At 52.7% G+C, this 21,262-nt stretch carries 16 protein-coding genes and 1 pseudogene; 3 read left to right on the forward strand and 14 right to left on the reverse strand.

Going from position 1 to position 21,262, the window contains the following annotated elements; genetic code table 11:
• Positions 1 to 997: 997 nt before the first annotated feature.
• A complete protein-coding gene (locus Fuma_RS05830) occupies positions 998 to 2,590 on the reverse strand; it encodes an integrase catalytic domain-containing protein (protein ID WP_077023307.1) in 1,593 nt (530 codons plus the stop codon).
• A gap of 110 nt (positions 2,591 to 2,700) precedes the next feature.
• On the opposite strand from Fuma_RS05830, the pseudogene Fuma_RS05835 reads away from it, so the two are divergent.
• Positions 2,701 to 2,886, forward strand: a pseudogene (locus Fuma_RS05835) (IS3 family transposase); the annotation flags it as partial.
• A gap of 640 nt (positions 2,887 to 3,526) precedes the next feature.
• Here the strand turns inward: Fuma_RS05835 and Fuma_RS05845 are convergent.
• The 4 genes from Fuma_RS05845 to Fuma_RS05865 form a co-directional block, all read right to left on the reverse strand.
• Positions 3,527 to 5,230, reverse strand: a complete 1,704-nt coding sequence (locus tag Fuma_RS05845) for an efflux transporter outer membrane subunit (RefSeq protein WP_077023310.1) — start codon at positions 5,228 to 5,230, stop codon at positions 3,527 to 3,529.
• Between the two features lie 444 nt (positions 5,231 to 5,674).
• The gene (locus Fuma_RS05855) at positions 5,675 to 7,936 is read right to left on the reverse strand and encodes an FUSC family protein (protein WP_077023312.1); all 2,262 of its coding nucleotides are present in this window, start codon (positions 7,934 to 7,936) and stop codon (positions 5,675 to 5,677) included.
• A gap of 38 nt (positions 7,937 to 7,974) precedes the next feature.
• A complete protein-coding gene (locus Fuma_RS05860) occupies positions 7,975 to 9,105 on the reverse strand; it encodes an HlyD family secretion protein (protein WP_145944007.1) in 1,131 nt (376 codons plus the stop codon).
• 409 nt (positions 9,106 to 9,514) lie between these two features.
• Positions 9,515 to 9,736: a DUF1656 domain-containing protein gene (locus Fuma_RS05865; protein ID WP_083731835.1), complete on the reverse strand. Its 222-nt coding sequence runs from the start codon at positions 9,734 to 9,736 to the stop codon at positions 9,515 to 9,517.
• A gap of 439 nt (positions 9,737 to 10,175) precedes the next feature.
• Between Fuma_RS05865 and Fuma_RS05870 the strand changes: the two genes are divergently transcribed.
• Positions 10,176 to 10,778 (forward strand): TolC family protein, encoded by a 603-nt coding sequence (locus Fuma_RS05870; protein ID WP_077023314.1) that lies wholly within the window; start codon positions 10,176 to 10,178, stop codon positions 10,776 to 10,778.
• A 43-nt stretch (positions 10,779 to 10,821) separates the two neighbouring features.
• Here Fuma_RS05870 and Fuma_RS05875 read toward each other — a convergent pair whose 3' ends face one another.
• From Fuma_RS05875 to Fuma_RS05905, 7 genes are all read right to left on the reverse strand, one after another.
• A complete protein-coding gene (locus tag Fuma_RS05875; protein ID WP_077023315.1) occupies positions 10,822 to 11,277 on the reverse strand; it encodes a cupin domain-containing protein in 456 nt (151 codons plus the stop codon).
• 48 nt (positions 11,278 to 11,325) lie between these two features.
• Positions 11,326 to 12,186: an alpha/beta fold hydrolase gene (locus Fuma_RS05880; RefSeq protein WP_077023316.1), complete on the reverse strand. Its 861-nt coding sequence runs from the start codon at positions 12,184 to 12,186 to the stop codon at positions 11,326 to 11,328.
• A 30-nt stretch (positions 12,187 to 12,216) separates the two neighbouring features.
• Positions 12,217 to 13,941, reverse strand: a complete 1,725-nt coding sequence (locus tag Fuma_RS05885) for an amidohydrolase (RefSeq protein WP_077023317.1) — start codon at positions 13,939 to 13,941, stop codon at positions 12,217 to 12,219.
• A gap of 199 nt (positions 13,942 to 14,140) precedes the next feature.
• Positions 14,141 to 14,455, reverse strand: coding sequence for an antibiotic biosynthesis monooxygenase family protein (locus tag Fuma_RS05890; protein WP_077023318.1), 315 nt, complete (start codon positions 14,453 to 14,455; stop codon positions 14,141 to 14,143).
• Between the two features lie 113 nt (positions 14,456 to 14,568).
• On the reverse strand, positions 14,569 to 14,757 hold the full coding sequence (locus Fuma_RS34775; protein WP_179954431.1) for a hypothetical protein: 189 nt from the start codon (positions 14,755 to 14,757) through the stop codon (positions 14,569 to 14,571).
• A gap of 436 nt (positions 14,758 to 15,193) precedes the next feature.
• A complete protein-coding gene (locus tag Fuma_RS05900; protein ID WP_077023320.1) occupies positions 15,194 to 15,997 on the reverse strand; it encodes a DUF1269 domain-containing protein in 804 nt (267 codons plus the stop codon).
• A 137-nt stretch (positions 15,998 to 16,134) separates the two neighbouring features.
• Positions 16,135 to 16,734 carry an HdeD family acid-resistance protein gene (locus Fuma_RS05905; RefSeq protein WP_077023321.1) on the reverse strand — a complete coding sequence of 200 codons (600 nt, stop codon included), beginning with the start codon at positions 16,732 to 16,734 and terminating at the stop codon, positions 16,135 to 16,137.
• A 61-nt stretch (positions 16,735 to 16,795) separates the two neighbouring features.
• Here Fuma_RS05905 and Fuma_RS05910 point away from each other — a divergent pair, with 61 nt between their 5' ends.
• A complete protein-coding gene (locus Fuma_RS05910; RefSeq protein WP_077022615.1) occupies positions 16,796 to 18,025 on the forward strand; it encodes an ISL3 family transposase in 1,230 nt (409 codons plus the stop codon).
• A 142-nt stretch (positions 18,026 to 18,167) separates the two neighbouring features.
• On the opposite strand, the gene Fuma_RS05915 is transcribed toward Fuma_RS05910, so the two are convergent.
• Together Fuma_RS05915 and Fuma_RS05920 are read right to left on the reverse strand one after the other, a co-directional pair.
• On the reverse strand, positions 18,168 to 18,779 hold the full coding sequence (locus Fuma_RS05915; RefSeq protein ID WP_077023322.1) for an HdeD family acid-resistance protein: 612 nt from the start codon (positions 18,777 to 18,779) through the stop codon (positions 18,168 to 18,170).
• Between the two features lie 53 nt (positions 18,780 to 18,832).
• On the reverse strand, positions 18,833 to 21,226 hold the full coding sequence (locus Fuma_RS05920) for a fatty acid cis/trans isomerase (RefSeq protein WP_077023323.1): 2,394 nt from the start codon (positions 21,224 to 21,226) through the stop codon (positions 18,833 to 18,835).
• Between the last annotated feature and the right edge of the window lie 36 nt (positions 21,227 to 21,262).

The following is a 21,262-nucleotide window of genomic DNA, read 5'->3' on the forward strand; positions in this document are numbered from 1 at the left end:
TGCTAACGCTCGTCGTATCACTTCCGTGGAACTCGCCGCGTCTGACAGCTTCTTTAGCTTCATCAATCTCTTCTGCTCCGGCGGACTGATCCGAAGATTCAACCGCTCGGATTTCTGATGTGTGGCCATCGCCATCCCTTCTCCACTGCAGGATAAACACAGTGGCTCCAAAAAGGAGAATGAGGACCGCTACGGAGAATACGGCAGACCAATGCGCACCGTACCAAGACAGGAAAAACGCGATCGAAACCAGAGCTGCCAATGTCACAGTAAAGTAGTACCGTGGTGAAGGCAGCTGAGATACCTCGTGGATTCCCGCTCTCCAAGCGGCGTAATCAGGCTGAGACCTTCCATCTTTCTTGTCGTCCATCAATTACGCTCCATTCAATATTCGAATGGGAGCGTAGCGATGAACGCAGGAACGGAACCAAAGTCATAAGACTGGGTCTCCCATTCTGCGTTTCAACGCCTCGCCAGTGAGCGGCTGTTCTAACATCATTAATGAACGCTTCAGTGACCATCCACGAATTCAGCACGTTAGCACCGTCGACTCAGCAGGAAGGTGAAAAAACGTAAACGATTTATTGAGCAACACGCTCAACTGTTGCTGGAACATCCCCAACAGTTTTGAATGGGCCTCTCCTCTCAAGGCGTCAGAAAAGCACACTCTTTCTCGATAGCTAAGACAGAATCTTCTGGTCACATTAAGACCTGTCTATCGGAACGTTAAGGGAGATGTATTGTACGTACATCTGGCTCAGTTGTCAACAAGTTGGCCCGTTTGTTTAGCGACAATTAGTTTTCCCGATCTCGTTGCCTCAACACAAAATGTTACCGAAATCATGAGATTGATTTGATGGTAATGGAGGCTCCTGAGACGTGCCCAGGAGCCTCCGGCGCTTTGACGCACCGTCGAGTCAGCTATCCCTGGTGAGTTGCGTCTCCGCAGCGCTCACTTCTGTTTCACTGACTGACGGAATCGTAACACATCGATTCGTCATCTTTGAACACCCGAGCTGATGCCTCGAAAATCTCGGGGGTTTGGGGGCTGGCCCCCGGCTCCGTTTTCCGGCTCCGTTTTCGGTATCGACATCGATGGAATGTCGGCGTCTTCCAGGCAGGCGTAAACCATTTTCTTCGCCATAACCTGTCGCCATTGTTTCACGCGACGCTGAAGTGTCCGCAACAATCCGTCCGAATACTCATCCGGATACTCGTTCTGTAGACGTTCCAGCAGTGCCTTTGCCGTGACGTCGGGCTGCTGTTCAAGCCACTCCAGAATCTGAGGCCATACGTTCACGAACGGGTCCACTCGTGTCCGATAGTCTCGTGGCTTCGTCGCTTGTTGCCGGTGAGTCGGCCGCGCATCACCGGTCATCCACAGAGTCGGGAGCTCAGAAAGAAACTCGGCCAGTGACTTTGTGTCGGGATGATCGATTGTTGTGCCAGACAGACTCGCCAATGCCGCCTGGCATTCTCGAATACGATGTAACAGTTCAACCGGATCGAGCGCGTCTCGTGTCGCACGGAGAATTTCTTTCTGCTCCCGAGAAATCTTTGAATGATCAAGCAATCGATCGCATGGAGTTTTCGGACTTTGAAATTTCCGTTTCAACTTCGAGCCATCGCGGTGCTTTGACAGCAGTTTGAACGATGGCTGAAAGTAGTTCACGTATAGTCGCACAGATTGGTAAAGAGCCCCCAGAGTCTGACCGGCGACGATGCCGGAAAACCGCTCTGACCCAACAAATTTGCGAATGATCGCGCCGTTCTTCTGCTCGATCCACGCCTGATCGTTGCTCTTGTATGGTCGTGAACGAGTGAATTCGATTTCCTGCTGCTCGCAGTATGAAATTAACGTCTCGTTGATGAACGCACTGTCATTGTCGGAGTTAATTCCTCGAATCGCCATCGGAATCTGCCGAGCGAGCACAGTCAGTCCTTCGACAACAAGAGACTGTTCTCGCGCCAGCAATGGCACAGCTTCCGTCCAGCCGGAACAGACATCAGTGATCACCAGGCTATGGATCTTCTCGCCAGCCGGTTGCCCACCGCAATGGACCACAAAGTCAATTTCGGTATACCCCGGATCGGGCTCATTCCAGTCCGCAAACGTCTTAACCTTGACTGCCTGTGCAGACTTCGTCCGCGTACGTTTCTTCTTTCGTTTTCTGGCGACGTCACGATTGGGCTTCAGCAGTCGATCCAGAGTTGAAGCGCTTGCGGCCAGCAGTTTCCGTCGAACCTCAGAAGCAAGCGTCACGTGACCATGCCTCTCCATCGATTCCACGTACTGCGGCATAACGGACTTCAGGCGCTTGCCGCAGATCCGATCGGCAGCCTCCCAAACGACAACCAATGCCTCATGAACTGCCAGGTCGTAGACCTTCCGGCCCTGCTTTGTATTTGGGCTCACGTGCAACTCGGGATCTCGATTCAAAAGTCGAATTGCATGCTTCCGATGGACGCCGGTCAAGGCGACAAACTCATCAAGAATCTTTGACTTGTCCAACTTACGTGCAACCTGATAACGCAAACGCAATGCCGCGACCACTTCGTGCCGCGATGAAATACTGACGACGTCGTTCATGGAAGGCCTCCCCGATACCGATTTCGGTAACTCTTGGTTGAGGCAACCACTCTACGAAAGTAGCGCTTTCAGTGACGCAGCGCGAACCGAACGACTAATTGTCGCCGAACAACAATGCCGTCGCGGAGAGTTTCTTCGCGACGTTGAAGAAGGAATTGGTTCATCAGTGCGAGTATGCCGATCAGGAGGAAGCTCGTGCGAGCATCTTTGAATACATCGAAGTGTTCTATAACCGAGTGCGACGCCATTCGGCTCTTGGCGGAATGAGTCCGGAACAGTTCGAGCAGCAGGGATAGCTGGTTGAAGTGGTGAAGTCCCCTCGAACCTCACCAACAAAGGCAAGGCGGCCGGATTTGCCTTCATCTCCGCTCGGTCATCGATTCGTGGCAAGTATGAACGAACCGACGACCGACTCCGACGAAGGCAAATCCTCACACACCACTTTTCCGAGACAGAATGCCTGTCTCAAACAACCTTAACAAGCGCCCACGAAAGTCACGGAACTTCAAGCCGACTCGACCAACCGTGGGTGCGACCGGTCGAATGTTCTTTGAGAAAACGCAACGCTCGAATCAAATGGGCGAAGCAAAATTGGATACTGCAATCGGTCAGTCCCCGGTACTTATGATAGGGATGCATTCCCAATGCGTTTGGCGACTCCTGCACCGGTTCCTTCATACCAAAGGTCGGGCACATGTGCGCCCACTTCGTTGAATACGCAGTCATCATTTGAGTAGCCATTATCCGGCTTCACCCCCAACGTCATCCCTACTTCGGTTTGCGACTGGCCATCGCCCCGGTGTTCGGCGAGAATGATCAGCGAGCTGTGAGAACTTAGGATCGAGCGACAACGTGGATTTTCAATAACGATTCGTTCCGTAAGCCAAGCATTGAATCTCACGACACCAATCAGATTTGACAACTTTTGAATGGTCCTTAGTCATCCTTACGTTCGACCGTATTCTTCAGCCTATTCTCTATCTTCTGGCGCATCTCCGCTTCGGCTGTCTTGAGTTCCTCGTCTTCTTGGGGGGCAGTTTTTTTAGAAAGCCCCGCTTCTGTCTTCTCAACATCCTTATTGCCTAGATCTTCCAGCGATAAATAGGGAGCTTCCGAGTGGCTGGGGGCCATCATCATTTCTGGTGTATCAGAATCGTCGGTATATCCCACCTGCATGTCGCGGACTGACGCGTTGGGGCATCGAACTTCCCAGCCGCCGCCAAGCGCTTTGTACAGTTTGATCAGACTTTCAACGACGTCGCCTTTCGCAGAAGCCAACTGATCCAGGACAGAAACTAACTCCCTCTGCATGACATAGACCAATGTATAGTCTCGGTCGCCTTCTTCGTATCTAATCGTGACCAATCGCAGCGCTTCTTTTAGTTCGACGGCACTCTTTTGAATGTGTTGGACTCGTTCCTGGTTCTTGAGGAATGCGACCAGCGAATCTTCGACTTCTCGGTTCGCTTCGAGCACCGTGTTTTGGTAGTTCAGGATCAGTGCTTGCAAGCCGGATTCCTGTAGGTCCACGTTGGCCAAGATTCGACCATAGTTCAGGATGTTCCAGCGGAAGGATGGCCCGACCGCTCCAGTGTTGGCAGCAGAGCCAAACAGGTCACCGAACTTCTCCGCGTCCCAACCAATATTTCCTGTAATGGTGAACGACGGGTAGAGATCGGCCAACGCAATGCCAACCTGTTCGCTCTGAGCAGCGATGGCTCGTTCAGCAGCACGAATATCAGGTCGACGACGTAGTAGGTCCGCAGGAATTCCAACCGCAACTTCGGCTGGCGCATTGGGAATGATGCCATCGCCCAGTAATTGGGACAGGTCTTGGGTGGGCATCCCCATCAACAGGCACAACGCATTGTTTGTCTGACGCTTACCAGCTTCAAGTAATGGCTCAAGCGACCGTACCGCCTCAAGCGATGCAGAGCCAAGATGGACGGCAGTGAATCCAGTTTTGCCTTTCTCGGCCTTCGTATTCGAGATTTTCAGCAGCCCTTCCTGAATCTCAATATTCTGACGAACGTATTCAAGTCGCTGTTCAAATACGCGGTACAGATTGTACGTTTCGGCAACATCGGCAATCAGGCTCAACTGCACAAAATCGTAGTCACCTTCAGCAACTTGGACGTCCGCATCGGCTGATGCCACCGAGCGACGGAATCGTCCCCAAACGTCAACTTCCCATGCCAGTCCGGCTCCCACTGACCAGTCATCAAACGCCTTGATGGGAGCGGGCAGCGCCGTCGCCTGGCTCGTCAAAAGTCGATTGTAGGCCCCCGAAGCCTGCTGTATTTGCGGGAATAGATTTCCGGTGATGATTCGCCGAACGTCTCTGGCTTGCTGAATTCTCCAGCCAGTTTGTTTCAGCGTGAGGTTTTGTTGTCTGGCCGAATCGACCAGACGGTTAAGAACCGGGTCATTGAAGTTAGACCACCAGTCAACATGATTCGGAAGGCTAAGATTGACTCGTCGGTCAGGGCTATCCTGCCAGTCAACAGCCACGGGAGCATTGGGACGACAATAGTTTGGGCCAACGAGAAATTTGTTCGTTGCCCAATGCTTCAGTTGGCACCCGCTGAGCAAGCAAAAGAACGTAGCAATCAATACTACCTGAAAGTACTTGCGTCCCATGTGCCCGAATCCTGTTGCAATTGGCTACCACATTGCAGGGTGCCGCGCCATTGAGGTGTTGGAAAACGAAGACGAACGATCATTTGCGTACCATCCGCGCTACCCGTCAGATCGGCATAACAGTCTTGGCAGTCACAAGATTCATAGACTGCCCCTCAGGCCCACCGCATACGGTTCTGCCGCAACATCCGTACGGGGCTGGCTGATTGGTGCAGTCGGCACAACTGGCATATTTTCACAGCCCGGAAGTTGCCGACGCGACAAACTCAGAATGACGCACTGCCCCAAAGTTGACGGTTCACTTGGTAGAGTGGCCAGAGTGCGTTGGCAGATGCGTTTGTTGATGAACAAGACCCGAAATCGACGTAAGCCTAGCCGATGGCATCGCAGGAAGTCGGCAACTCCAAACGATGAACCTTGGAGCGATCCACGGCTGGCTCTGATCTAGAATCGGCTGGCGGTCCAGCCTGCCCAGTTGATTTGTCTGACGACTGAATCACAGCGGGCGACCGCATGGACTAAACCTCGAAGATTGCCCAGCAATACATGAAAGTCCTGCAAAGCCAGTTCGCTCAACGGTTCAACCGTCGCTTTGGACTCGGCCGGAGTTTCTGACGCATCAGTTGCACCAGATGCCTCGTCAATCAACGTTGCGGTACCGCGTTGGTTGATCTCGTTTTCCAATTGGGCGACCAGCGGCCCAAGAGATTCCGACTCCGTTTCAGAATCAAATTTTGCCCAACGGTCAAAGACGCTTTGGAATTCCCGGTTGATTCGACCGGCCAGATCATGGAGCGGCTTTGGAATCTCGTTGGCGTGGGACAGGGCGCGGCGATGGGATTGTTGCATCGCCACCAGTTGGCTCGAAATCCCTTGAACCGTGACCAGCAATGACTGAACCAACTCAGGCGAATTTTCAGAGTGCGATCCTTTTTTGAGATCCGTTTGCCAATGTCGAATCTCACCCGATGCCGGCAAGACGAACATTTCCAAGTCGCGTTTTCTGGTTTCCGCGTCTCCCGTAAAAAAACCATCGCAAACGCGGGAACACCCACGATAAAAACGCGACAACGTTCGCAGCAGCCCTTGTTCTGGCCGCATCGGAGTTAGCAAATACCAAAACACCGTTAAGAACGGAACGGCCAACAAGAACATCAAACCTGCATTGACGTTGCCCTGAAACGAGAAGTGTTGCGAATTGGAGATTGAAGCGACGGTTGCAAAAACGACAAGTGGAATGATTTTCAGCGCGGAGTTCTTGCCACCCAGATACGTAAAGACAAAAGCGTAGGCGAAAATAAAGGCCAGCAGTTCTGCGCCAGTATTGAACGCGGGCATGACCAGCCACGTGACGGGGGCGACGATTAAGAAAAGGACAATCAAAATGGCGATTCCCAATACGATGGGACTCGTTCTTTCTCGAATGAGCATCAAGGCGAGTGTTGCCGTCATCTGCACTTGGGCCGTCCCCGTCGGCGGATGAAAGTAAATCCAAAACAGGAATGTCGAAATCCAAACAAGTACAGGAAACAGCCCGATCAGGAAACGATCGACACTCCAAATGCTCGGTGTGAGCACTTCACTGGCGTCCACGTGCGGCAGCAGTTGCTGGTGGTTGATCGCGTCGAGTCCGCAGATGATCCGTAGATTTCGGACCACCCGATCAGCGTCCCGGTCTAACAGTTTCAGGTGTTCGACAAAGTTGTGAATGGCGGCTCGCTGTGTAATCGGCAGCTTTGCCAGTTCCGCAACATTCAGTTCAAGCTCCGCGGGCGCTAGTGGCTGACGATCAATCTCCTGCACGTCGCTCGGCTGCGAGTCGAGTGGCAGACTGTCGTCCAACACTTCGCTCCACAGCGACTGAATTTGCCGGAACCGATCGGCGACGCGATCCAGTTCCTTATTTAGCTTGGGTAATACTTGCTGCAAAGGAAGCTCGCGACAATCCACTGCGGCTTCATGCCAAATATCCAGATGATTGACAAGCGACCGACCGTTGATCCGCAACGCTTTCCATGCCGCGCGGTGATGACGCACCGCTGGCGTGTCGAGCATGGCTTGCTGTAAGTCAAAGTCCGCGATGGCATAAGCACTAGCGATCTCTGCTCGCAGCCCTGTGATGTCTACGTTTTCTGACTGCCCCAGTTTGTCGCGGCAGTCAGAAAACAGTTTTGCGATGTTGCTCCACATGGGAGCGGCCGTCATTTTCAGTTGATGCCCGGATGATCGGGGCCAGATCACGACATCCACAATCGAATAGATAACGATGCCAGCGACCGTTTCCAGCCAACGATACACACTAAAGGTGAACGTGTTGTCAAAAGTGGGATAATTGCTGCTCCAGAGGACGAGCGGCAAAAAACCGCCCACGTACCATGCGTACGTATAGCGACTGGTCTGAATTCCATACCCAATGGCCCCGAGGTAAACGGCCATCGCGACCATGAACTGCCAACGGTCATGCGCAAACATGGAAAGCATTGCGATTCCAATGACGATGCCAATGCAGGTGCCAACGAAACGCATCAGCCCTTTCTCGATGCTTGAACCGGACGTTTCAAGCGAACAAAAGATGATGGCGTAGGCACCGTACACGGTCAGCTGCCAATCAAACGCCAGCGTAAACCAGTAGCACAGCGTCAAGCTTAACGCCACCTTGAAGGCGTTTCGCAGTGACAGCGTATTGGGGGTTGGTTCGGCGTTCATTTGATGGGACTGGATGACTAACACTGTGCTTGACCGAACTACTTCCTGATTGCCACCGAGGCGGTCATTCCGGAAACAAGGTGCAAATCGTCGGGAATATCCTTCAGTTTGATGCGCACCGGGACTCGCTGGGCGAGACGAATCCATTCAAACGTGGGCGCGATGGTTGGCACCAAATTCGCTGGCCCTTCGGTTGCCGCAATTCGAGGTGGGTTGATGGCGAAGCCAATGCTCTCCACTTCCCCTTCGATTTTTTGATGCTTGTGCCCCATGATCGTGACCATGACTTTGTCGCCTGCGGCAATATTTTTGAGTTTTGTTTCTTGAAAGTAAGCGTCCACTCGGAAGGATGATGAATCAACAAAAAGCGCAAACGGGTGCCCCTGAGTAACGAGTGTGTCGTTCTGTAGATTCATATTGGTGATGTAGCCATCGGCCGGTGCGTAGATCGCTGTCCACTTAAGATTCAGCTCAGCGCGTTCTACAGCGACCAGAGCTTGCCGCACGTGCTGGTTCGCGTCTCCGGTTTCACCAAGCGCCGCAGACGCCTTGTCGCGATTTGCAACCGTCGTCTCGATCGCCGTTTGGGTTTCGATCAGACTGCTCTTGGCCGTGTCCAAACGCAAGTCCGCTTCGTCTCTCGCCGTTTTGGCCTTTTCAAGTGAGGCTTGGGCTTGCGTCAATCCCGCCTCCGCGCTCTTAAGTTGTGCAGCGACCGCGATCGCTGCTGCCTCTCTCGCTTCGGCGGTTGCCACTGCGCCCGCTCGGCTGTCACTCAATTGCCGTGCTCGAGCGGCCTCACGAATCGCCTCTTCGGATCTTGCTCGCACTTGCTCGATCACCGCACGAGCGTACGTCACTCCCGCTTCGGCTTCCTTGACCACCGAATCGGCCGAAACGATTCCCAGCTTGACTTCTTCAATCTTTTTCTGGGCGGTCTCAACAGCCGCTTTTCGCTGGCGAATCATTGCCTCAGCGGCACGAACATCGGCTTCCATCGCCGACGCGCCCTCGCGGGCCAATGCCAACGCAACTTTCGCCTGATCGACAGCCAGTTGGTATGGCTCAGGGTCAATCTGGAATAGCAAATCGCCTTTCTTGACCTGCTGGTTGTCCTGCACATTGACCGTCACCAGATGCCCGCTAACACGCGGCGAAAGCTGAACCATGCCAGCACGCACTTGTGCATCTCGCGTCCACGGATGCGCGACAAAGCGCGCGTAGAGAAGCCAAGCAGCGCATGCTGCGACAAGCAGAAGAATAAGGGTAGCCGCTAGTTTCGGTTTTTGCTTCGGTTTCGGTTTTCGTTCTTGCTTCGCTTCTTGCTCTTGCTTCGGTTTTTGCTCTTGCTTAGCCTCTTGCTCTTCCTTCGGTTTTTGTTTTTCCTGACTCACTTTGGTCTCTGCTATTAAAAAAGTGGAAGAGTTCGACGATTGTATTTACAGTTGCTTCCGACAAAGTATCGGGCCTTGGCTTTTTTAGCCAAGCTTCACCGCCACGCTGGATCCTGACAGTCATCCGCAGGATCACTGAAATCATTGCGAAGCAGTTTTGATACCAAGCAACGCAATCGCTTGGCTATGGTGGAACGACACACAAGCCCACCACAGATGTCATCAAAATCCAAATCGCAAGAAAACACAGCCCCGGATGCCAGAAGTGCTTGCTGAGGCCCGTTCGGTTGAGGATTTCAGTCGTCACCAAGGTTGCGACAAAGCCAAGCAACACCGTAAAGAAAAATGGTGGGAAGTAGACCCATTCAAATGATGTTTCGTGTGGAATCATGGTGATCTGAAACACCGTCCTAACTTTCAATTGTCAACGACCCGCAAAGCCCGTGTTTTATTGAGCCGATTGGTGAGGAGTCGAACCTGCGAGGATTAAACCAAGAGTGATCGCCATGAGGATAATGTTGTGACTTGGCGTTCTGTTCGATTTCTGTTGGGCTCTGAAAGAAAGCGTGCCAATCTTCCCTCCCAGAATCCTAGTGGTTTGTCAAAACTAAGTGTTGAGCTTGTTGATTCGTTTTATCAACTGGACTTCGAGTTGCAGTGAAATGCCAACCCAAATTTGCAAGCCAAATAGAGCACCCAGTCACCAGTCTAGTATACTCAGCGACGAGAACGCTTGAAGCAAATTCTGACGTTCTAGTGCTAGAGAATCAACCAGTAGTTGTCGCAAAAACGATCGGCCACCGCCACGCCCCCCTGACTGAAGCAACCAATGATCTGTCGAAGCAATGCCGTCTCGCCTGTTTCCTTGCCTTTGTACTTGGCAATCGCGCAGGCAGGGAGCAACGTCCGCGTCGATTGGCCCTTCGTTTAACTGGAAGATTCTGAACTACGGCCGAATCGCCAACAACGTGCTGTTGCAGGACAACCGATTTGATCAGGCGTTGGTAAACTATCGCAACGTCGCCTTGACGGCTCAGCGAGAAGTCGAAGACGGCATCATCGACTTCCTTCGCTTCCACGATCAACTGAAGCATCAAGAAATCAGCGCCAAAGCGGCCGCCCGCACGGCAGAACTGGGCCGCTTCCGCTACGAGGCAGGCAAGATCGCGTTCAACTCCGTGTTTGTTTACGAAGCCGATCTTGTGTCCAAGCAGGATTCGCTGATTCAGACGCGAGCCAACGCCGCACTGGCACTGATCAACACTTACAAAGCCCTCGGTGGCGGCTGGCAGATTCGCCAACGCGAACCTTACGACGGCGTGAACCGAGGCGTTCCTTCCCCTGTCGCATTCCAACAGACCGATCTTGAAGAGGTCCCCGCGCTGGAAGCACCGGATTCTTTGCCGGATGAAGATGATCCCGCGCAGGAACTAACGATCGCTCAATAAACAGGTGCATAGGCTGGCATCCTGTGGTCGCGCACGTCACATGTCATAGAGGCGGGCCAACGATCTCTTGATCGAAAGGCTCAGCAGCCTTGGCCAGCATCTCATGTGACAGCCCAACAACTTTGGCTGATTCACAAATCGCACGGAACATTGCTTCTGCGTCCCCCGCCGGTGAAAAAATGTATCGCAGAACCCCCTTGGATTCGCCAACATTCTTAAACGCGTGAACGACTCCCCTCGGAGCAACTGCGATGTCACCCGCACTGGCCGATAGAGTTTGTCCAGCAACCTCGAATTTGAATGAACCTTCCAAGACAAAGAACACTTCATCCTGTTTGTGGTGGATATGCCGTGGCGGTCCGATTCCGGGAGGAACGACATCCTCCATAATGCACAGCGTCCCATCGGTTGCTTGACTGGAAACCAGAACGGTCATCTCCAAAAAATCGGGGATATGCAGTTGGTCTCCTTCGCCTTTTTTGACATGCATTGGTTCCATTGTATTCTCCTTGTTGTTGATTTGTTTCGTCGATTTATCGAAACGAGATCAGTGCTTGCTCAAGAACGGCATCAATTCGCCCACCAGTTCTTCTGGGTTGGTATCCGGAATCCAATGCCCAGCATCCAGAACTTTGCCTTCAACCGATTCGACAAAGGGCGATAGCGAATCAACAAGAAAGGGAAAGTTGAAGTTCTTTCCCCCGTTCAATCCCAGCACGGGAACTTTCAGCGTTTCCTGCATGAATTCTTTGTTGTCTTCTACGTCCTGAGCAAAGCTGCGGTAGAGATTAAAACCAGCGGTAGCCGTTTCTGGATCACTGTATGTGTGAATTGTGTCAATGATCTCTTGTTCATCAATCTCACCGACTGAATTCATGAAGTGATCGTAGTAGTATTCTTCGCGTCCACGAGTCAATGCCTCGGGAACCTCCGGGGCCGCGTGAAATGCGAAATGCCAGCACACCGGATGCGTACGAATCGTTTCAAAAATTTCAGTGCCGGGCATCGGGGCATCAATCAACGTGATGCTCCTCGCGCGATCTGGCCATTGATACGCGAAGGCGAACGCGATCATGGCTCCAATGTCATGTGCCACGATGTGTGCCCGATCGAGTTCCAACTCGCCCATCAAAGCGAGCAGATCCGCTGCCATTGTTTTCTTTTCATAGCCTGCCGGCGGTTTGTCTGAATCCCCGATTCCTCGCAGATCAACTGCAATGACGTCGAAGTCTTTCATTAAACGCGGCATCACTTTTCGCCACGACGTCCATCGTTGCGGCCAGCCATGCAGCAAAATAACCGGCGTCTCACCTGATCCACCGCGGACGTACTTCAGATTCACATCTGAACGAGTCATTTTGGCGGACGTAAATCCGTCTGGAATATTGTCAAGGTTTGAGTTGTTCAATTAGATTTCCGTATTCGCATGATGGGAACCTTACTTTTTCTCGTAGATCATCTTGTCCTCTTTGATCGTTTGTTGCACTTCGATCGAGGCCAGGTCGTCGAGATCCACTTCATGCGGATTGCGGTCAAGCACCACGAAGTCCGCCAGCTTGCCAACGGCGATCGAACCGCGACGGGATTCCTCGAAGTGCTGTTCGGCGGCCCAAATCGTCAGCGTCCGCAAGGCCGTGTCGACGTCCAGACATTCGGCGGCACCCAAGATGTCGCCGGAGCGTGTTCGCCGCGTGACGACGGCTGAAAGAATCCGAATGGCACTGGGCAGAGTCACCGGTGCGTCATGATGCTCGGTGAACTTCATGCCCATTCGCTGAGCCGTTCGGGCGGGGCTGATTCGTTCGGCTCGTTCAGGGCCCAAAACGGAATCTCGGTGCCAATCGCCCCAGTAAAAACAATGCAAGCCAAAGAACGAAGGGTAGATCCCCAAATCCTTCATCTGACCAAGTTGGTCAAAACGAACGGTCTGGCAATGAACCATCACGTCGCGACGCGACGCATCTTTTCCGTGAGTCTTCTGAGCCTGCCGGACCGCTTCAAGCATTTGGTCGCTGGCCGAATCGCCGTTGCAATGAATCAGGAACTGCCAACCGTTGCGGTAACACAAATCAACTTTTCGATTGGCTTCTTCCTGCTGCAAAATCGGATAACCACGATAGCTCGCCGCTCGACCATGCGGCGGAACAAAATACGGTTTACTCAAATACGCCGTTTTTCCCTGAGGCGAACCGTCAAAGCTAAGCTTCACGCCGCCAATGCGGAAGCCGTTTTTCATCTCGGCGGTGTGCCACTTTCCATCCAGCCCCATCGGCTTGTCCGTGGCGGTGATGTCGGGATAACAAACGACGTCGATCAGCATTCCATCCGATTCGGCCAAACGCAACCACGTCTCAGTACTGAAGTCCAACGAGCGACCTTCCTGAGCCATCGTGTAACCATACTCGGCATAAAGCTGCTGCCCCGCCTTGGCGATGCGGTCGAGTTCTTCGGCATTGAATGGCGGAAGAAGCTTTGCGATTGCGAGCATCAGCGCATTTTCTTCCAGCACACCGTTAGGCGTTTTGCCGTCATCCTCTCGGCGAATCGCTCCACCGGGTGGGTTGGGCGTGTCAGCGGTATAGCCGAGTTGTTCGAGTGCCTTGCTGTTGACGGTCGCCAAGTGCCCCGATTGATGGATAGCCATGATGGCCATGTCCGTCGAGACTTCGTCAAGCTCCTGTCGCGTCGGGTGCCGCTGTTCCTTGAGCTGCGAATCATCGTAGCCGTTGCCCAGAATCACCTTGTACTTTTGAGCCAGCGGGTTGGTGCTCCACTTTCTTAGGGCACCCTGAATTTTGGCGATCGAATCGATCCCGGAATCGGGCGGCGGCAACAGGCTGGCGACCGTCGCGTGGAGACCGGCTTGAAAGCAATGACCGTGACCGTCCACAAAACCGGGCAGCATGACTTGCCCTTTCAGGTCGATCAGGCGAGTGGTTTCGCCACGCAGTTTCATCAAATCCGCTTCGCTACCGCAGGCGACAATTTTGCCTTCCCGAGTCGCCACGGCTTCGACCTCCGGTTGTTCCGGATTAATCGTCAGGATTGTGCCGCCTTGATAAATGGTGTCCGCTGTCGGAGGTTGCGCAGCGGTCTTCGGGACGGTCACCGCAATGACAAGGATTGCGACAAGAACTTTGGCAATGGCGTTCAGGTGAGTCATGGTTTCTTTCGGATCACAGTGTTTGTCGTAAGCAAAAAAGCGGTTGGGTAATAAGTGTCAGAAAACAAAAGCACAAAGATTGTCGTTGATCGCTCCGCGTTCATACGGTCAGATCGCCCCGCGATCGACAACAATCAACCGATGGATCGCGGATGGTTCCACGACAATCGGAGGGTTCCACGACAATCACACGGTCGGACTACGTGGCAATCCACGACAGGCCAACTTCATACACCGAGCTTTCCGGGGCGGCGGCCGCGAAGGGCACTAACTCGTTTGACTGGTCGGCTCGCAACGGGTGGTCGAGCCACTGTTGGTAGTCGTCGGCAGATTTCCAGTGAGTGGCGACGCAAAGAACGTCCAAGTCGTCTTGGCAAACCAACAATTCGCCTCGGATAAATCCCGGGATCACATCGGCGCACTCGCGCAACACGTCTCGCTTTCGGTACGCCTCGATCGCAGCGTCTCGTTTGCCAGGGGACGTTCTGACAATCATGTGACTAACAACTTCCATGGTTTCCTTTCGATAGGGACTGGACGATTGTCGTTGATCGCCCCGCGATCGACAACAATCAACCGATGGATCGCGGCGCGGTCCACGACAATCGGCGCGGTCTAGGACAGACGTTACTCGATCGTGTTCTTGAACACCTTTCCGCCTTTCATGATCAACGCGAGATTCTTTTTTGGCTCGGTCAGCACTTCGATGTCCTCCAGCGGGTTGCCGTCGATCAGCAAGATGTCGGCGTAAGCACCTTCTTCGATCACGCCCAACATGGCCGGATACGGATTGTGTTTTCCCCAAAGAGCCAGCAACTCGTCCGGTCGCCTGTTGCAGGATCTCGGCGTTGCTGAACCACTTCGAAAAGCTGCTCAGCGGGTGGTTGCCGCACATCCAGGACAGTTCAAATTGATCTTTCGCTCCAAAAAGATGAGCGACCGCAACGATGTCGAAAAGCTGGGCAAGCTGTTTTCTGTCGATCAACTGCCCGAAGTGCATGTGCCGCCTTCGGATGTTGGGGCGTGGTGAGAAAAGATCACCCTTCGCAAACGCAGCATCGAGCACCGAACCCCCGCAAAACAAACCATTTTTTCAGCAGCCTGATAGAACGGTTTGAACAACATCCCCGCGATTCCTGGATGAGATCCGTTTTGTCGCCTCATCTTGCCTCTTTCAAGACAGGGGGATCGCACGTGAGCAGCCATTCCTGGTCACGTGCGATATGCGCTCGCGGCAAGGGGGCCTCCTGCATCAACTGCCGGTTACAGCTTCGCCAATCAGTTGACCAGCCTGCTTTAGTTTTTCCGAACGCTTCGCGAGATCTTCATTTAGTGCGTCGCGGCGGGCTTCCAGCTTTCCTTTGCGCTCAGCACTGGCCGTTTTAATCTGATCCTCGATCGCGCCGATCTTGGCCTCCGTTTCCGCTTTCATGTCGGAAAGCTTCCTGGTCGCCTTATCCCCAAGCGAACTCAACGAATCTTGAGCGGCATCAAGCTTGGCTTTGACGCTCGCCTTCGTCTCGTCAGTGGCCTCTTTCCATTCGTCCTTCAGCTCTGCAACTTCTCGTTTTGTAGCTGCAATGTCCCGTTCAATTTGCTCGTCCTCAACGTCAATTCGCCAGCGACGATAAACCTGTCCGCCGAGATCTTTCATGCGGGAGTCGAGTGGAGTTTGCCAGTCCTCATTCACCTCCGCAACCAACGCACATTTACCGACCTCTAGCTTCTCGCCGACTCTCGATACAAAGTCACCATCGACACCAGCATTCCACATGTCGTACCACAAACCTGACAACGTTCCGACTGAAGCACCGGCAAGCAGGCCGACTGGACCAGCAAACGCGCCAACCATGCTTCCAGTTAAGAGGCCCAGAGCAGCGCCAAGCGGACCTTCATCCGCTGCAGACTTGACAGCGACTTTTCCGTCATTGTTCTTTTCAATGATCGCTTCCGCATAAAGCGAGACATCCCCGTCGCGATGCAGGTCCTTAAGCGCCTGGCTCCCTTTGTATGCGCCTTCCTCAGTATCGAAAACCGCAACTACAAACTTACTCATGACACCGTCTCCTTGTTCAAATTCTGGTTAAATAGACCGCTAAACCACAAGCAGGCAGTCCATGCCACGCAAACTTCCTTGAACCTCCCCTTGGTCACGAACAAAAATCTCCGCAAACCCTCTTGAATCTGTTTGGGTCAACTTGCTTCGTGCACGATAGTATTGGGAAGTCTCTTCGCATCGAATGAAAGCAGCATCCACGAGACGCCTGCGATGAACAGGTCGACTCCAACCAGCAGCCCCAACAGCCACAATGCGACGCCTGGAAACAGGCTGATGATGTAGAATCCGAAAACGATATTGATGATGCCACCGACCATTGTCCATCCCCACCGGGGAAACCTCATCGCAACGGCGGCAATGCAGCGAAAGAACCCTCCCGCAATGGCAAAAGCCGCAATCAGCAAAGTAATCGCAGCATTGGTTGCGATCGGGGAATAAACCATCAATCCGCCAATCACGAGGTAGGCAACGCCATAAAAGAGTTGCATGAAAAACAACCCCCACCGACCAGCAAAAAACGAGGTTACGATCGTCACTGCGCCACAAACCAGAGAGACAATTCCCAGTGTCATCGTGATGGATAGCGACGACAGGAATGGGAAGGCCATTGCAGTCAGTCCACCCAACGTAAAGACGATTCCAGCAAGCAGCATCGCCCACCAGTTCTTCTTAATCGCTCCCAGCTCTTCGGACAACGTGCAATCATTCAATGCAGTTTCTTTTACTCCCGTCATCTTAAATCTGGTCCATCCGGGTTCTTTGTGGGTGAGGCGTTAATTCGTTAGTTTTCGTGGGATGCAGGGAACAGACTTTTACGAACAGATTTTGGGACTGACGGGGCCGTGGTTTGTGGCGGACGTTCAGCTGGATATGGAAGCTCAACAGGTCGACGTTTTCGTCGAACATGGCGAGGGCGAAACTTTTTGCTGTCCGGATTGCGACAGGCAGCTGCCGTGCTATGACCACACGAAGTCTCGCAAATGGCGGCATCTGGACACGATGCAATTTGCGACCATCCTTCATGCCCGCACGCCTCGCGTGAAGTGCCCGGATCATGGCGTCAAACAGATCAGGCTTCCCTGGGCGGAAAAGAACAGCCGCTTCTCATTGTTCTTTGAACGCTTCGCCATCGACGTTCTTCTGGCCACACAAACCGTGAAAGGGGCGTGCAGCATTCTGGGGATCTCATGGGATGAATCGTGGCACATTCTGCAGAAGGCGGTGGCTCGCGGGAAGGATCGCAAACAATCGAAGAACCTCCCTCGAATCGGCATCGACGAGAAAGCCTTTCGAAAACGACACAACTACGTCACGCTGATCTATGACTTGGACAAGAGCACTGTCGAAGCGATTTCCGATGGTCATGACACGGCAGCCGCTGATGCCTGTTTCGATCAGCTTTCCGACAGTGAAAAGCAGTCTGTGGAGGCGGTTGCGATGGACATGAGTGCCGCATACGTCAAGAGCACCAAAGGCAACATTGCATTGGCCGAACAGAAGATTGTGCACGACCGCTTTCACATCATGAAGCTGGCAACCGAAGCCGTCGACAAGGTCCGTCGGTCGGAGCAGAAGAAGCTTCGCGCCGAAGGCGATGATCGATTGACGGGAACTCGGTATCTGTGGCTTTCAGGCCAGGAGAATCTCAGCGAAAAACAGCAGGAACGCTTTGATGCCGCATGGAAGGCAGAGTTACTCACGGGCAAAGCGTGGGCCTACAAGGAGATGCTGCGAGACCTCTGGGTTCATGACACTCCGGCAGAGGCCACGACGTTCTTCAATGACTGGTACAAGCGAGTCATCCACACAAAGCTGGAGCCAATGAAGAAAGTCGCTCGCACGATCAAAGAACGCTTAGCCAATGTGGTGAGCTACTGCACTCACGGAATCACAAACGCCGTCGCCGAAGGAATGAACAGCAAAATCATGGCCATCAAACGAAGAGTCGGCGGATACCGAAACCGCGACAACTTCAAAACCGCCATCCTCTTCTACTGCGGAGGACTCGATCTCTACCCACAATAATCCCGGATGGACCTTAAATCTCCTGAAAACTTTTTGAAGTCGTCTATGTCCACTCAACGCGACTGACAACTACAAAGGCTGATTATTAATAGATGGGGAAACAATGGCGGCAATTATCGACCGGATCTCCGCATCACTTTCATCAACTGAGCTCTCCATCTTTGGGAATATTGCGAACCTCCCAGCCGAGCATCACCCATGCGAATCCCCACAACAACATGTCGACACCAAGCATGATCCCAATCAACACCAAGCTTGCTTCCGGAAAGTGCCGAAACACAACGACTCCAAACAGAAGTGTGATGACGCCGCTGAGCATAACCCACCCCCACTGCGGAAATCGAAGTGCGAGCGATGCGACAATCCTAAGCGTGCCGCTGGCCACCGCGAACGCGGCAACCAGCATGGTCAAGCCGGCTGAGGTCGCTAGAGGAGCCTCCGCCATTGCCAGCCCAAGCACGCAGTAAACAATCCCGATAATCAATTGGAGCAAAAAGGCACTCCATTTGCCTACCCAAAATGCCCCGACAGTGGTTGAAACTCCAGCGATCAACAGCACAATCCCGAGCAACACAGCGGCACCAACAGTCGAAGAGATCGGATACCCAATCGCGGCGATACCACAACTGATCAGCACCACTCCCAACAACACCAAGCACCACCATTTTTTTCGCAACGGTTGCAACTCATGAACGGTAAAGCCTGTCAAATTATCCTGAACGGAATCACGCAGGGTTCCAAACTCATCACTCATCCTGGTTTCTCCAATACTTCGGACTGAACAATCGCCTAACATCCGCCAAGAACTTATCGTTTCAATCCTGATTTCCCAGGGACCATTCTTGGATCGACAAGCAGATGCTGGGGCATGTTGTCCGGAGAATAATCAATGTACCGATTGGCATCCATAATTCCGGCGGTTCTGGGATCCTCTTTCTTCATGGACTCCTCAATGCTATGGAACAACTCCCAGAAATTTGGATTGGTTCGCCTGACGCCCCAACGGTCGACAACCGCAACAAACTTCTCTGGTGTATCCGCATCGGTGATGGCTTTGGCAAATTCCATAGCCTCGGTGTCCTTCACATTGAACATGAAGTTGGGGTAGGTAGTCATGAGGCAGTCATAGACCGTGACTCGGTCCCATTTCAAATTCGGACGCAAGAAGATGTTGCCAATGTATGAGAGATGCCCAATCCCCCATTCCACGCACATCGTGTAAATACGAGGCTCTTTGCCCTCGGAATCGACACGAATAATGGTCGACTCGTCCAAGTATTGCCGAAAGCCAAGTTCCTTGGTGCCGTACAATTCATCGGCCTTGTCGCTTATCAGCCGGAAGGCTTTGGCAACTTGACTAGGCTGCTCGCCATCCTTGAGGCGATAAATTGAGTCATGGACCGGAACATTGTCCCTCAAGTGATCCATGATCATCTGCATCAACTCTTCGTGATGATCATCAGTCTTGAATTCGATCTCTGAAGGAAACTGAAGGTCTTCAGGCAGATTGTCTTGAATCCTCCAAGCCTTGCTGCCTTTGTTGTAAATACGCTCCAACTCCGCCTCTCGTTCTTCCTGCGGAAAAAAACGAATCGAAGCCAGTTCAGACCGCAAGCGATGATTTGAAAAGTCCTCGCGATTGGATAGCTGCCCACCAATATCTGAAAAGACGTCGAAATTCACGGAAGCCACGTACAGACGTCGTTCGATACCAGCAAGATCAGAGAGCGTCAGCCGATCCGGAGAGGGACCGAGCAAACCGGGAACATGATAGGAGTTGTCGTCATTGCGGACACAGGTGTAGCCAGCGATACCGTCAACCGTGTCCCCCTTCCAAATATCATCCATGGCTGATCGCGGATCCTTCTTAAGGCGATCAACAGCAATCGACATGGCCTTCTCACTGTCTGCAACGATGCGTTTCAAAAGCTCAACCGATTGACGCAGGCCATTCATCGGCTCGACTCCACCCAGGAGCGGAGCAACTGCATCGTAGTACTCCTGATCATTGCACAGCAGCGACGTTTCTGGATTCTCAAAGATAAACCAGGTATGTTCCGCGGTCGTGCTTACGTTCAAACTTCCTCGGCAGGACGGTCCAGTCCCTACAACACGCTCCAGAAAGAAAGCCTCGTGAAGCAGGAACTTATAGCGAGACTTTGCAGGGATGGCTGCAAATGTCGTCAACATGTTCATGCGTTCCTTCATCGTGTAACCAGGCAGTTTCTCAACCTTGAAAGGGACCTCAAACAAGAGATCCTTATACTTCTGCAACTTGTCACCAGAGCAGTCCCTTGGGACGTGACGCTTGAGGTGAATAACTACGTCCACTTGAGCGAACCGGTACCAAAACTTGCCTTTAATTTCGGAATTGCCAAAGCGAGTTGAAATCGGCTTTACAGGTTCTCCTAGAGGGGTCGACGATCTCACCATGGCATAAAAGTTCTGGCCTTTTTTGTCAAAGTAGAAGTGATAACCATACATGTGCTCGTATAAGTATCGCCCCACCAACTGGTGCTCAAGATCATCCTGATTCAAAAACGCTTCCCAGTTAACGATTTCTTCGAGCTCTACCTTAGTGGGCTCAATTGGCGTCGTATCAAACTTGGCTCCCTGCTCCAGCCAAGCCATCAGCGTTGTGTACTCCTTGGCGTCAAGACCCGCTGATGCAAAAGGCATCCCTTGACGCGGATGGGATGCGCAGTAACCAGCGATTTCACGTTTATTGGGTGCCGTTGTCTTGTGGGTGATTGAGTCAAGCTGAATATGAGCAGGGATCGGCTCGTTGGGCTTCCATTTATTCTTGTCCTCATAAGCCAACTTGATCATCTGCGCCATGATGGAATCCTTGCCACCTTCGATAACTGAGAAAAACCCCAAGTTACGGAAGTCGTCAATCGTCTTGTCGGTTTGCTCTAGCTTGAAAAATGGCGCAGGCGTGAGACGGTTTTCATACGGCTCGATCTTGGCCGCTCCACGTTGAACCCCAAATTCATTCGTAAAGTTCAACTGCGCGGGCGCGTCATAGCAGGCATGGCAAGCCATGCACTTCTCTCGAAGAATTGGCTGCACTTCCTTTGCAAAGGAAATATCTCGCTCGGGGGTGGCGTAGGGGTCGTCGCCAGGCTGCGCATGGACAGCTTGTGTTGAGCACCATCCCAAGAAGACAAAGGCCACCATCAAAGACTTACAGTACATCATCGCTAGATTTCCCATTTGAGTGCCAGAGCCGACAGT

Origin of the sequence: Fuerstiella marisgermanici, assembly GCF_001983935.1 — a bacterium.
Classification (GTDB): domain Bacteria; phylum Planctomycetota; class Planctomycetia; order Planctomycetales; family Planctomycetaceae; genus Fuerstiella; species Fuerstiella marisgermanici.

What these genes read in the sequence shown, in the direction of transcription:
- Fuma_RS05830 (WP_077023307.1), bottom strand. Translation starts at nt 2,590, where the DNA reads ATGAACGACGTCGTCAGTATTTCATCGCGGCACGAAGTGGTCGCGGCA.
- Fuma_RS05845 (WP_077023310.1), bottom strand. Translation starts at nt 5,230, where the DNA reads ATGGGACGCAAGTACTTTCAGGTAGTATTGATTGCTACGTTCTTTTGC.
- Fuma_RS05855 (WP_077023312.1), bottom strand. Translation starts at nt 7,936, where the DNA reads ATGAACGCCGAACCAACCCCCAATACGCTGTCACTGCGAAACGCCTTC.
- Fuma_RS05860 (WP_145944007.1), bottom strand. Translation starts at nt 9,105, where the DNA reads ATGGTTCAGCTTTCGCCGCGTGTTAGCGGGCATCTGGTGACGGTCAAT.
- Fuma_RS05870 (WP_077023314.1), top strand. Translation starts at nt 10,176, where the DNA reads ATGCCGTCTCGCCTGTTTCCTTGCCTTTGTACTTGGCAATCGCGCAGG.
- Fuma_RS05875 (WP_077023315.1), bottom strand. Translation starts at nt 11,277, where the DNA reads ATGGAACCAATGCATGTCAAAAAAGGCGAAGGAGACCAACTGCATATC.
- Fuma_RS05885 (WP_077023317.1), bottom strand. Translation starts at nt 13,941, where the DNA reads ATGACTCACCTGAACGCCATTGCCAAAGTTCTTGTCGCAATCCTTGTC.
- Fuma_RS05890 (WP_077023318.1), bottom strand. Translation starts at nt 14,455, where the DNA reads ATGGAAGTTGTTAGTCACATGATTGTCAGAACGTCCCCTGGCAAACGA.
- Fuma_RS05900 (WP_077023320.1), bottom strand. Translation starts at nt 15,997, where the DNA reads ATGAGTAAGTTTGTAGTTGCGGTTTTCGATACTGAGGAAGGCGCATAC.
- Fuma_RS05905 (WP_077023321.1), bottom strand. Translation starts at nt 16,734, where the DNA reads ATGACGGGAGTAAAAGAAACTGCATTGAATGATTGCACGTTGTCCGAA.
- Fuma_RS05910 (WP_077022615.1), top strand. Translation starts at nt 16,796, where the DNA reads ATGCAGGGAACAGACTTTTACGAACAGATTTTGGGACTGACGGGGCCG.
- Fuma_RS05915 (WP_077023322.1), bottom strand. Translation starts at nt 18,779, where the DNA reads ATGAGTGATGAGTTTGGAACCCTGCGTGATTCCGTTCAGGATAATTTG.
- Fuma_RS05920 (WP_077023323.1), bottom strand. Translation starts at nt 21,226, where the DNA reads ATGATGTACTGTAAGTCTTTGATGGTGGCCTTTGTCTTCTTGGGATGG.